This window comes from Microcystis sp. M179S2, assembly GCF_020245805.1.
GTDB lineage: Bacteria > Cyanobacteriota > Cyanobacteriia > Cyanobacteriales > Microcystaceae > Microcystis > Microcystis aeruginosa.
Genome location: NZ_JADBUE010000171.1, coordinates 1 through 12,902 on the forward strand (window position 1 = coordinate 1; position 12,902 = coordinate 12,902).

10 protein-coding genes and 1 pseudogene are annotated in these 12,902 nt (G+C 42.8%); 4 read left to right on the forward strand and 7 right to left on the reverse strand.

All coding sequences use genetic code 11. From position 1 onward, the window contains the following. Positions 1-9 precede the first annotated feature (9 nt). The 4 genes from IM500_RS10360 to IM500_RS10375 form a co-directional block, all read right to left on the reverse strand. A complete protein-coding gene (locus tag IM500_RS10360; RefSeq protein WP_287738290.1) occupies positions 10-1,248 on the reverse strand; it encodes an RNA-guided endonuclease InsQ/TnpB family protein in 1,239 nt (412 codons plus the stop codon). Then, positions 1,214-1,813 carry an IS607 family transposase gene (locus tag IM500_RS10365; RefSeq protein ID WP_002758429.1) on the reverse strand — a complete coding sequence of 200 codons (600 nt, stop codon included), beginning with the start codon at positions 1,811-1,813 and terminating at the stop codon, positions 1,214-1,216. Before IM500_RS10365 ends, IM500_RS10360 begins: the two co-directional genes overlap by 35 nt. Before the next feature lie 97 nt (positions 1,814-1,910). Next, entirely contained in the window at positions 1,911-3,419 is a 1,509-nt protein-coding gene (locus IM500_RS10370; RefSeq protein WP_287738292.1) for a serine/threonine protein kinase, read from the reverse strand. Between the two features lie 63 nt (positions 3,420-3,482). Then, positions 3,483-3,611: a hypothetical protein gene (locus tag IM500_RS10375; RefSeq protein WP_277925693.1), complete on the reverse strand. Its 129-nt coding sequence runs from the start codon at positions 3,609-3,611 to the stop codon at positions 3,483-3,485. Positions 3,612-3,969: 358 nt separating this feature from the next. Here IM500_RS10375 and cruF point away from each other — a divergent pair, with 358 nt between their 5' ends. Together cruF and cruG are read left to right on the forward strand one after the other, a co-directional pair. Continuing rightward, positions 3,970-4,884: a gamma-carotene 1'-hydroxylase CruF gene (gene cruF / locus IM500_RS10380; RefSeq protein WP_287738294.1), complete on the forward strand. Its 915-nt coding sequence runs from the start codon at positions 3,970-3,972 to the stop codon at positions 4,882-4,884. 1 nt (position 4,885) lies between these two features. Beyond that, positions 4,886-6,076: a 2'-O-glycosyltransferase CruG gene (gene cruG / locus IM500_RS10385; RefSeq protein ID WP_190723205.1), complete on the forward strand. Its 1,191-nt coding sequence runs from the start codon at positions 4,886-4,888 to the stop codon at positions 6,074-6,076. A 293-nt stretch (positions 6,077-6,369) separates the two neighbouring features. Here the strand turns inward: cruG and IM500_RS10390 are convergent, their stop codons facing one another. Together IM500_RS10390 and IM500_RS10395 are read right to left on the reverse strand one after the other, a co-directional pair. Next, positions 6,370-7,374 carry a glycoside hydrolase family 10-like protein gene (locus IM500_RS10390; RefSeq protein ID WP_190723206.1) on the reverse strand — a complete coding sequence of 335 codons (1,005 nt, stop codon included), beginning with the start codon at positions 7,372-7,374 and terminating at the stop codon, positions 6,370-6,372. Between the two features lie 397 nt (positions 7,375-7,771). Next, positions 7,772-8,206, reverse strand: coding sequence for a peroxiredoxin (locus IM500_RS10395; RefSeq protein WP_002761836.1), 435 nt, complete (start codon positions 8,204-8,206; stop codon positions 7,772-7,774). A 196-nt stretch (positions 8,207-8,402) separates the two neighbouring features. Here IM500_RS10395 and IM500_RS10400 point away from each other — a divergent pair, with 196 nt between their 5' ends. Continuing rightward, positions 8,403-10,199, forward strand: a complete 1,797-nt coding sequence (locus IM500_RS10400) for an N-acetylmuramoyl-L-alanine amidase family protein (protein WP_190723207.1) — start codon at positions 8,403-8,405, stop codon at positions 10,197-10,199. A 453-nt stretch (positions 10,200-10,652) separates the two neighbouring features. Then, positions 10,653-12,749 carry a phosphate acetyltransferase gene (gene pta / locus IM500_RS10405; protein ID WP_190723208.1) on the forward strand — a complete coding sequence of 699 codons (2,097 nt, stop codon included), beginning with the start codon at positions 10,653-10,655 and terminating at the stop codon, positions 12,747-12,749. A 21-nt stretch (positions 12,750-12,770) separates the two neighbouring features. Here pta and IM500_RS24750 read toward each other — a convergent pair. Further along, positions 12,771-12,902, reverse strand: a pseudogene (locus tag IM500_RS24750) (RNA-guided endonuclease InsQ/TnpB family protein); the annotation flags it as partial.

The window sequence follows — 12,902 nt, forward strand, 5'->3', positions numbered from 1 at the left end:
TCATAGTTACTAATTCTGTACGCAAACGTCGCACTTTGAATCAGCTTTGTACGCTTTGACCCGTACAGGGCTAACTACAAGCCTCTCTATCGGATTCTTGCTAAATGCAACCTCTCCGACTACCTTTCTCCCTATATTTAATGAACCATTAATATCTGCTCCATAGAGATAACCTGACGAACTTCTAAACAATCCTCTTTTAACTCTCTTGCCCAAATATTTTTCTTGTTTGCCAATTGGTTCCAAATCTAAGAAACTACATTTAGACGTATAGCTTTCATTAGTCGTAATGACTTTTATTCCGACTAAAATTGCCTTGTAAGTTAGTTGTTCGATAAACCTTGAATGAGGAATATTCACAAATGACTGATTATTTCTATCCCCAATATTAAGGTTTTGTTTCCAGCCTTGATTCTGACCAATAACTAAAAGGTTAATTTGATGAGCTAGTAATTTATCAATAATATATTTACTAGCGGTGTGGAGGTAATAATCCACCTGGCAATTACGCTTTAAAGTTAAACCTTGTATTCTTTTACTGGTCTTCTGTAAACTGGGTAATTCCGATTTGAGTTTAGCTAGTGTCTTGTTGTATTTTTGATGGCATGATTTTAACGCTTTCCCACATAGTAAAGTTGGCTGAAATTCGGGAATATTAGAGGTGACAGCTGCTAGGTTATTTAATCCTAAATCAACAAAAGCATATCTTTCTCCCTCCTGACTTGGTGGGGATGGTTGTTCATAGACAATCTCTAGATAATAAGCACCCGATTTAGGAATAATTCTGACCTCTAAGACTTCTTTTAAATTGGTTTTAAACTCTAAATTAGTTCCTGAGAGTTTGATTAAACCCTGCTTTAAGGCTTTTTTAGAGATGGCTTGATAGTTATAAGTTAAAACGTTTCTACCTTTTTTCTTATCTTTATAGCGTGGTAATTTCGGCTCTCCTGTAAATTTATTAGGCGATTTTTTGAATTGTTCTTCTGCTTTTTGATAGGATTTAAAAGTTTTTTCTACTTGCTTTAATACTAACTGGCTTACTTTAGCTGGTAACGCTTGATAATCTGCGCTTGTTTTCAAAGCATGGTGTAACTCAGTCATGGTTAGAAATGGCTGATGTGAAAAGAAAGCTTGACGGTTTAAATAGACAGCACAGTTATAGAGATTCTTTGATAAAAATGCCAACTTATCAAATGCTAAATAATTCTTTTTATTAAATTTGATTAGATGTCTTTGAACTAATTTCATGCTCTTCCTCCAAGCACTTAATTAAACATTCAGTTTTTCTTGTTCTTTGTCTTATCGAATACAGTCGAGCGCAAAATGAAGTGATTATGCTGACAAAATCTGGCATTAAATCATCTTTTCTTTCCTCGGCTAAATTGACTACTTCTATGTGTCGGTTTGTTTGGGCTAAAAGAACTTTTAAATAATTAAACCCTACTCTACTCAATCGGTCTTTATGTTCTACGACAATCAAGTTATAATCAGTTTGTTCTAGAAGTTTTAATAATAGCTTTCTCTGGTCATTAACCCCACTTCCTACTTCTTTAACTACTCTGACAATTTGATAGCCTTTCGCCGTACAATAAGCCTCTAATCTTTTCGCCTGAGTCTCCAAGTTAGATTTATTTTCTGAACTAGAAACTCTTGCATAAATAGCAACTTTATTTTCACGCACTGAACGGTCATCTTCAAAAATAATAATTGTTCCTGTGGGAAGACGTTCTCCTTGTAACTGCCCTCGATTCCACATTCTCCAAGCAGTGTCATAACTGATCCCTTTTTTCTTAGCATAATCTGATAGTTTCATGTGAACTGCAATGTAAACTTGTACTAACCATATTAGCAGTTGTTTGCAGTCATTTGCATATATTTTTTACAAAACTTTACAATACCCCCCTGATTTTTTAGGGCTGCCCGGCCAGTTCCGACTCTAATTTGGCCAGAATCTGGGGTTTAAGTTGCTCGAGTTTCCGTTTTAACATCCGCTTGCTAATTTGCGGGCTGCCCACTGAGGCTAATTGACTATCTCTCACCCATTGCTGCAAAATTTGGCATTGATTGGCGGGAATATTAGCGGTGATCACATTTTCACAGATCGGGCTGCCTTCGAGGGGGAAAAATAAAATCCAGTATTGACCGGCTTCGGCGAGGGTTTTGGTCATTTTTTGACCTTGGGGGGTTTTTAAGTCCAAATAACAGGGCAACCAGCGGGGTCCCCATTGACGATGATAGAGGACAGTAATCCAGAGAATCATCGGGTGGGGTGCGGGTAAAAAGAGGCATTGATTATAACGGACACTAGCAACCCGGACGGCGATATCTTCTCGATCCAACATTACCCATAAACCTGGAAGAACGCCGTCAGCAGCCCGGAGGCAGCATGAGAAGACAATTTTTTGGCGCGGTTTATCCTCGGGCCAACTGGACTTGAGACAGATATCCCTCGCATTAGCAGCAGAAACAATGGTTTGATTTAAATCATCAAGGGTTTTGATTTTGCTGGTGTAATCGTCGGTTTTTTTGACTATTTCATTTTTGACTGGGGGTTCAAGTCGTTCGAGACGTTGTAGTATATCTGTAACACTTGACGGGCGATCGCTGGGTGCTTTGGCCAAGCAGCGCAGGATTAACTGTTCTAATTCTGGCGGTAATTGCAAGCTAGAATTAAAGGAACGGGGTTCGGCGTAGTGGTGAGCCTCATACCAACTGCCAAAGGAGGGATTATCGGGAAAAACGGGCGTTTCTCCCGTGAGCATCTCGTACATCATAATCCCAAAACTGTAGATATCGGAACGATGATCGAGTTCTTTACCTTCCATCTGTTCTGGGGAACAATAGGCTAAGGTTCCCATAAACGATTGGGTTTGGGATTCTCCCGATTGGATGAGTTTAGCGATGCCAAAATCAAGAATTTTCACCAATTCCCCTAATCCTGAGTCCTGAATCACCATAATATTGCTTGGTTTGATGTCCCGGTGAATAATCGGACACATCTCCCCTTGGAAGATAATACCCTTATGGGCGCATTCCAGGCCGAAACAAATCTGACGGGTGAGATTGAGAAAGCGCGGGAGGGGCAGCGGCTGATGTTTGATGATTCCACTCATGCTCTCCCCCTGCAAAAATTCCATGACGTAGAAGGGGACTTCCTTGTCATCTACACCATAATCACGAACTTTAACAATATGAAGACTTTTTTCGCCTAAAAGTGCCGAAATAGTCGCCTCTCGCTCGAAGCGCTCACGCATTCTTTGGCTGAGGAGAGTTTGCGAGAGTAATTTCACGGCGACGGTTACGCCACCTAATAGTTTATCTTCTGCTCGATATACTTGTCCCATGGCGCCGCTACCGATCAACTCGACCAGTTGGTATCGATTGGCAAGTAAGCTCCGATGTCTAGATTCTGCCGACATAGCTAGGCTACTGTGTTAATTATAGTGAGTCTGGTGGAGAGAGTTTTGGTTCTTCGTTACTTGCTATGGTTCGAGCAGGGGGCATAAATCGACTAAATCCTTATCTGGCAAGAGACTTAATTGATTAGCTCGTTCTAGATCGAAAACAATTGGCAAAAATCGCAGCCATGTCTTTCTATATAAGGGTTTCATCCCTTATAACCCCCGTCCATCACATAACACAAACCGAAGAACCTTTTTTTCGGGCTAAAAGCATCATTTTTAACATATATTTTCAGGCATTTTTAGTCATTGCCCCTTGCATAATTAATTTTTGGGGGTTGAAAAAATGAAAAAACTAAGTATAAAGTACCACAAAATCTCTAAATAGACAATTTGATTGATTATTATGACCACTGACTCCTGCCTACTGACTCCTAAACCACCACTACAGGAAACTCCCTAACCCCCGTAAAACTTTTTTGCCGAAAGTGACCGATCTGGGTAATAATTCTTTAATAAAGATTTGTAAACTTGAAAATGATTATCCTTTCGCAGTGCTAGAGATTTAATGAGACGACTAATTGCGATCGAAAAAGCTCTGCTCATCGGTCATATCGTATCGATGGCTTTTGGACTAGCGGGATTGTTGCTAGTCTTGCCCCATCCCGAATTTGTGGCCAATTTACCGGATTTTGGCAAAACCGCCTTTGCTTGGTCAATGGCCGGGGGGGGTGTGGTGTATATGGTGTTAGGAATGGCAGCGGTGGCTGTTTATGCCTATCGGACTCTAGGAGTGTGGCACTGGTTAGGATTCATGGTTCCCGCTATCAGTTTATCCCTTTGTAGCGAACTTTTAGGAACCAGTACCGGCTTTCCTTTCGGTCATTATCGTTATCTTTCGGGCCTAGGTTACAAAATTGCGGGTTTAGTACCCTTTACTATCCCCCTATCTTGGTTTTATCTCGGTTTTAGTGCCTATATCATCGCTCGTGTTGGTTTATCCACTCTTGCTTTACCCCAATGGCTACAAAATCTAGGAGCGATCGCTATCGGGGCGGTATTATTAACTTCATGGGATTTTGTCCTAGATCCGGCCATGAGTCAAAGTACCATGCCCTTCTGGATTTGGGAACAACCGGGGGCCTTCTTTGGGATGCCCTATGAAAATTTTGCCGGTTGGTTCGGTACAGGCTGTGTTTTTATGACGGTAGCCACTTTAATCTGGCAAGTGCAACCAGTGAAACTGCCAAGTCAAGATGTAACCCTACCTTTTGTGATGTATTTAGGTAATTTTGGCTTTGCTACGGTCATGAGTATGGGTGCTGGTATTTATCCGCCGATTTTCTTAGGATTACTCACCGGTATTCTGCCTTTAATACTCCTCTATAATCGCGCCAAGGCTGTTGCTTCCGGGCAAACAGTGGCAACCAGCGAAGTAACAACCCTAAAAATCCCCGTTGTGTCGGTGAGAGGAGCCAAATAAGTTGTTAACTGAGATAATTCTCGGTGCATTCTGCCTGGGGCTACTGCTGTCTCAGGCTGTTGCCTTTTTTATCCTTCTTTCCCGTCTGCTAAAAGGGGCGCGTCGTCGTCCTCCCCTGACTCCCCAACCCCCCACCCCGGAGATGTTAGGGACAGTAAGCGTGATTGTGCCGACGTTAAACGAAGTGGCCAGGATTGACGGTTGTTTACGGGGATTGAGTCAACAGAGTTACGAAGTGCGAGAAATTCTGATTGTCGATAGCAATTCCCAAGATGGTACGCGGGAAAAAGTCAAAGAGATAGCGGCAAAAGACCCCCGCTTTCGCTTGAAAACCGATTATCCTTTGCCTCCCGATTGGGTAGGTCGTCCCTGGGCGTTACACAATGGTTTTTTGTTTAGTTCCCCTAAAAGTGACTGGATTTTGGGCATTGATGCCGATACGCAACCCCAAGCAAATTTAGTCGCTAGTTTAGTTAAAGCTGCGATCGCAGAAGGTTACGATTTAGTTTCCCTGTCGCCGCAATTTATCCTCTCCTATCCGGGAGAATGGTGGTTACAGCCAGCTTTATTGATGACTTTGCTCTATCGCTTTGATGCGGCCGGAGTGCGCGAGCAAGATACCGAAAGAGTGATGGCCAATGGTCAATGTTTTCTCTGTCGGCGGTCAGTTTTAGCGGCTTTAGACGGTTATAGCGGGGCAAAAGGTTCTTTTTGCGATGATGTCACCCTGGCCCGTCTAGCGGCAACGAAAGGCTATCGGGTGGGATTTCTCGATGGGGCGAAGTTAATTCGCGTGCGGATGTACGAAGGACTCAAGGAAACTTGGCGCGAATGGGGCAGATCCCTTGACCTCAAAGATGCCTCCTATCAGGGGCAATTATGGGGCGATTTAGCTTTATTAGCTCTTACTCAGGGATTACCGATAATTATCACCCCTTTACTGCTCACAGCTTTGATTTTTGGCTACAATTTCCTGAGTTTAAAAATTGTCTTGACTTTAAACCTGCTGCTGTTATTGATTCGCTTTGCCCTTTTATTGGCCGTCTCTCCTAGCTACTATCGGGGCGAAAAAGTCAATCTATCTTCAGGATTATTTTGGCTATCTCCCCTAGCGGATCCGCTGGCAGTTATCCGCATTTTTATCTCTGCTTTTACCCGTCCCCAAAGTTGGCGCGGTCGATTGTATCAGTGAATTGGAAAATAAACATTGGGTGTATGAGGCTCCCCTAACGGTAGATTGATTCATGAATCAATCTACTATGAGAGCAAAAACCTGTACTCCCCTACTCCCTAGCTTACCTCATAAGCCATTAAGAGTAGCAAAAAAAAGAATTAGATTCGGAGAATGAATCAGCCCCAGTATTAAGGGTAGGGTTGATTCATGAATCAACCCTAGAAAGCAGGGGGAGATCGAAGGCAAAATCTATCTTCTATGTAATTAGAACCACTTACTTAGAACACCCTTAATTATACTAGCCTTTTCACTTAAAACCGAGGAATATGATTAAAAAGATGACGCATGACCACAAACTCCCAACAAAATAACGAATAGCCATAACCCTGACGCTCCACCGTCCTCATCTGAGCTTGTAAACCCTTTAAGGAAAAATCAGGATTCCAACCCGCATATAAACCCACCCCCACCGGCACATACCTGGAAGCTGTCGCCAGTCCCGATCCCGAAAGACTTGCCGCCACCTGATTGGGAGTTTTCCGATAGATCTGTAGGACCACCTCATCCACAATCCCTTGACGCACCCAAGCCAACCAATTTTGATTATATTTATTCACCGCAAAAGAGTGAGGATTAGGCGAAAGACTCACCACCAACTTGGGATTAATCGCCTTGACATGATCGTGCAACTTGCGGGTTAAATTCGTTAAAGCTTGACTTTTATTACCAAAAACACGCGGAACTGCCCAATGATCATCTAACTGAATCCCCGCCAAATCTTTTTCTTTTAAAATATCTTCCATATTGCCCAAAAGATAGGCTTGCACCTGCGGATTCGCCGGATCTAACCAGACATTGGTTTCCACCACCGTCTTCCCTGCGGGCGTTTTTAATAGCCAATCCGGATGCTTTTTGGCAATGGGATCATTAGGGGATAACATCAAACCATACTCAAACCAAGCAAATGGTTTCAAACCCTGCCGTAAAGACTCCTTAACCGCTGCCCTCCAGGGATTGCTCAACGGCGGCACAAACAACCAATTCGTCGGACGTTGGGAAGTCGGATAAAGCGTTCCCCTCAACCCATAAACACTAAAATACACCCGGTCATAACCCGATCGCGAAAGATGATTTAACACCTCATCTAAGGACGTAGTGTGATGTAACAATATCGTGCCAATATTGGTTAACCAAACCCCCTTCATCTGCTCATTTTCCACTGCCTTTCGGGGAGCCGCTCGGTGAGTAACCAACAACAAAAAAGCCACTCCAGCAACAATCCCAAACCTCTTTAGGTACTTGCTAAACTTAACCATGATTGCCGATTAATCCCACCAAGATATTTGATAATAGCATTATTGTAGTCCGATTTTTGATATTCAGTTCCTCATCAGCAGGCCTTAAATAGGGCTTGCGGCAAAAATTAGGGGCGAAGCATTCGGATAGGAAATCTACGGTTTCAGCGATAGGTTATCGCCCGAATGCTTCGCCCCTACAGGACTCAAAACCTTGCACCTGTTTCGCAAGAAAAGCCCAAAACCCTTGCCTCGCCTACATTTCACATTTATTCAGCAAGCCCTATTTCGTTAGTTTAAGTTTATCAGGGTGATCAGACTAAATCTGGTTATTAAAAACTGATTATCAGTGAACTAAAAAATAGATACCTGGTGTATTAGGCCCCCCTAACACACCCAGAAAAGATTTTAGGAAAAATTAACCGACGACACAGAGAATATCCGATGCGTGACTAGCGGTATTCACTTTGTCATCCACATGGCTAATTTTGCCTTCTGCATCGATGATATAGGTGACGCGCTTAGAATAGCCACCCCCATCGACGTCATAAGCTTTGGTGATAGCACCATCGGTATCTACGAGCAATTGGAAGGGTAAACCGTATTTTTCTTTAAATTGTGCATGGGAACCCTGGTCATCCCTGCTCACCCCGAAGACTACTATTTCCTTGTCTTGGTATTGTTCGTAGTTATCCCGGAAGCTTTGCGCTTGCTTGGTGCAGCCGGGGGTATCATCTTTGGGATAGAAGTATAAAACTACGACTTTACCTTGAAAATCCGACAGGGAAACGGTTTTTCCAGTATCGTCGGTGGTGGTAAAGTTCGGTGCGATTGTTCCAACGGTTAAAGCCATAACTCCGATTCCTTTACAAAAGTTAATCTATATTGATCATAAGGGATGAGGGTCAAAAACAGGGAGAGGGGAGAAGAAGTCAGAGCATTTGTACTGAATTTCCTGATCAGTTTAAATGCAGTACAACTGAGAAGACGAACAACAAACCTTTAGAATTTGTCTTAGGATAATATTTGTCAGCTAAGAGGGGGATAATATGGGGACATTCTGGTTAAAAGTGAGAACTTTTGGGCAAAATATCTTAATTGGTTGGGGTTTAGTGCTATTAATCGGTTTTTATCACAGTATCAGCGCTAAATCTACCTCATTGATGATTGTTTATCCTCCCGATAATCATCAAACCACGGCCGCTAGAATCTTTTTTATTGGCTCTGCTCCTCCATCGGGTCAAGTTTTGCTCAATAATCAACCGATTCAACGCAGTGCTAAAGGATATTTTGCCCCTAGTTTTCCCCTAGAAGTTGGCGAAAATAATTTCACTATTCGCTATCAAAACCAAACTATTAATCGTCAAATAATTCGTCTAGATACTCAAGCAGTTATTCCCCAAGGATTAGCTTTTGCTGATAACTCTCTCAGTCCTGCTGTCCATAGGACGAGGTTAGTGGGGGAATGGATTTGTTTTAGTGCGATTGCCACTCCCCAAGCTCAGGTTTCTGTGCAGTTAGGAGATAAAATTCTGCCTCTTTTACCCCAACCTCAAACCACAAAACTGCCTAGTAATGCCGCAGTTTTAACTAATCTTAATCAAGCGAATTCCGAGGATAAAACTGGTTACTATCGAGGTTGTCAGCAGTTTAAGCAAGAGGCTAACTTAGGAAAACCTATTTTTACAGCACAATTAAATAATCGCTCGATTAGCCAACAAGGTCAAGGAGAAATTAACATTATTAGCGATCAAAATTTACCGGTGATTGAAATTATAGTTGCGGAAGGGGTAGCGCGCACGGGGCCGGGTAGTGATTATTCCCGTTTAACTCCTTTACCCCAAGGTACGAAAGCGAGAGTCACTGGGAAAGAAGGGGATTGGTTACGGTTAGATTATGGTGGTTGGATTTTAGAGCGAGAAACCCGTTTAATAGTTAATGAGGTCTTAGATAATGCTAATATTCGCGGTCTCTCTTCTCGAAGTATCAATCAAGCAACGGAAATTATTTTTCCCCTCTCCCATCCTGTACCCATCGCCGTGGCACAAGAGGATGATAAATTTATTTTGACCCTTTATAATACCATTGCCCAAACCGATACAATTTTTCTAGTGGATAATCCTTTAATCAGACGTTTAGATTGGCGACAAATTAACCCGACTACGATAGAATACACTTTTAACCTTAACCAAAAACAACAGTGGGGTTATAGTCTTCGTTACCCGGGGACAAATTTAATCTTAACCCTGCGTCATCCCCCGGAAAAAAGTGATAATTTACAGGGCAAAGTTATTTTATTAGATCCCGGACACGGAGGTAAAGAAACCGGTGCTGTCGGTCCGACGGGTTACACAGAAAAAGAGATTAATTTGCTTATGTCTAAATTAATTAAACGGGAGTTAGAAAAATTGGGGGCAACAGTTTATTTAACCAGAGAAACGGACATTGATTTATCCCTACCGGCACGGGTAGAGATGATTAATAATCTGCAACCAACCCTAGCAATATCAGTTCACTATAATGCTTTACCTGATGATGGAGATGCCTTAAATACTCAAGGAATTGGCATATTTTGGTATCATCCCCAAGCAGCGGATCTATCGGTTTTTCTCCACGATTATTTAACTAAAAATCTTAACCGTCCTTCCTATGGAGTATTTTGGAATAATTTAGCTTTAACTCGTCCCTATAGTAGTCCTTCATTGTTATTAGAGTTAGGATTTATGAGTAATCCTCAAGAATTTGAATGGATTACCGATACTCAGGCACAAAAACAATTAGCGCAAGTTTTAGCCGCCGGAATTAGCCAATGGTTTCAACAATCTGGGGTAATCGCTTCCAGTTAAGATTTAATGGCAAGCGGAGGGAGATAAGCTTAAATCTTTGTGAAAAACCAAGCCCTAGCTGAAAAGCCGGTGATAGGATTTTCTGGAGTCTTTATTGTAATCTGAGGAAATTAAATCAAGTTCATGGAAAAAATGTTACCAGTGAACAGCAATCGGACAAAATAACTGCTAGATTACAAGGTATAGTCCATCACTCTCTGGTAGATATTCAAACAGCGATCGCTCTGTGAGAAAAATCTCTGGATTAGCCAACAACTAAAGATAGTTTACCTGAAAATTTCCCAACAATTCACGCCCTTATAGACAACTTGCTCGCAGCCCCCCTTATTAAGGGGGGATTAAGGGGGGATCAAAACCACCTTATTAAGGGGGGATTAAGGGGGGATCAATTGCCCACCTCAAGGTTGGGGTGAGTGAATTAAATTCCACCCTCGTTATTATTCTTCTCTACCCATGACTAACTCTTTATATATCAGCACGACGGCAACGGGAAGCGGTAAAGCGTTAGTAGCTTTAGGAATTATTGACTTAATTCTCCGCAAAACTAATAAAGTTGCTTTTTTCCAGCCAATTGTTCTCGACTGTTCCCAAGGTCATCGGGACGAAGACATTGACTTAATCCTCAATTATTTTAAATTAGAACAAACCTACGAAGAGGCCTTTGGTTTATGTTATGACGAAGTTAAGGATTTATTGGTACAACAAAAATTTGATGAAATCATCGAAAGAATTATCAAAAAGTTTAAAAACTTAGAAAAAAAATATGATTTTATCCTCTGTGAAGGTTCCGATTATCTGCAAGAAAATTCCGCCTTTGAATTTGAACTAAATACAGAAATCGCCAAAAATCTCGGCCATCCCATCTTAATATTAGGTAATGCCTACCAGCGCAGTATCGAAGATGCCCTTAGTCCGATCCTGATTTCCTGCGACACCTACCAAGATAAAGGTTGTACGGTGATTGGGATTATTATCAATCAAGCTGAAGAGGAAAAAATAGGGGAATTACGGAAAACCCTGACTAAAATTTTTCCCCCCCAAGAATATGCTCTAGGAGTGATTCCCCACAATGCCAAACTGAGCAGCCCGCGAGTGGCAGAAATCGCCCAACAATTACAGGCAAAAGTTCTCTACGGACAGCAGAGATTAGACAGTTTAGCTAGTAACTTTCTGGTGGTGGCCATGCAGATGCAAAATGCCCTAGAGCGGTTAAAAGAAGATAGTTTAATTATCACCCCTTGGGATCGCGGCGATGTGATTATCGGGATGTTACAGGCCCACCAATCGGCCAATTATCCCCAATTAGCCGGTATAGTCTTAACAGCAGGTCATAACCTCAATCCTTCGATCGCCCGTTTAATTGAAGGTTTGCCCGATCCCTTACCGATTCTCTCCGTCACCACCGATACCTACACCACGGCCGAACGCATCCACCAAGTGCGGACCACCCTGACCTCGACCGACTACGATAAAATTAACCTCAGTCTGCAGCTTTTTCACAGTAACATCAATCTCGATCGCCTAGAAGCGCAAATTCACACTTTGCGGACCCAGGGGATTACCCCGAAGATGTTCACCTATAATCTCGTACAACAGGCCAAAGCGCAAAAACGGCACATCGTTTTGGCCGAGGGTACTGAACCGCGCATCCTCCAGGCAGCCACAGTTTTAATCGAACAGGATATCGTCGATTTAACCCTCTTGGGACAACCGGACGAGATCGAAATAGTGATTAAAAAACATGGTATCACTCTCGATCTCGATCGCCTGCAAATTATTAACCCCGTGGCTAGTCCCCATTTTGAAAGCTATGTGCAGACCCTCTACGAAGCGAGAAAAGCCAAGGGAATGAACCTCGATATGGCCCGGGATTATGCTCAGGATGTCTCCTATTTTGGCACTTTAATGGTGTATCAAGGCGATGCTGATGGTATGGTATCGGGGGCAGTGCATACAACTCAACACACGATTCGGCCTGCACTCCAGATTATCAAAACTAAGCCCGATTGTGCGATCGTCTCCTCGGTCTTTTTTATGTGTCTAGAGGATCGAGTCTTGGTCTATGGGGATTGTGCGGTGAATCCCGACCCCAGTGCCGAGGAATTAGCCGAAATCGCCCTATCTTCTGCCGAAACCGCCCAAAAATTCGGAATTGAACCGCGAATCGCCCTGCTTTCCTATTCTTCGGGTCAATCGGGCCAGGGAGAAGACGTGGAAAAAGTACGACGAGCGACCAAAATCGCTAGGGAAAAACGCCCCGATTTGAAGCTAGAAGGGCCGATTCAGTACGATGCGGCCGTGGATAAGGAAGTAGCTGCCCAAAAAATGCCGGGGTCAGAGGTGGCGGGCCAAGCGACGGTGTTTATTTTTCCTGACCTGAATACAGGTAATAATACTTATAAAGCCGTGCAGCGGGAAACGAAAGCTTTAGCGATTGGTCCAATCCTACAGGGATTAAAAAAACCCGTCAATGATCTCAGTCGCGGTTGTACCGTTCCCGATATTATCAATACGGTGGTAATCACGGCAATTCAATCCCAATCTTTTTGAGTTATAGTCATTTCATAGTTACTAATTCTGTACGCAAACGTCGCACTTTGAATCAGCTTTGTACGCTTTGACCCGTACAGGGCTAACTACAAGCCTCTCTATCGGATTCTTGCTAAATGCAACCTCTCCGACTACCTTTCTCCCTATATTTAA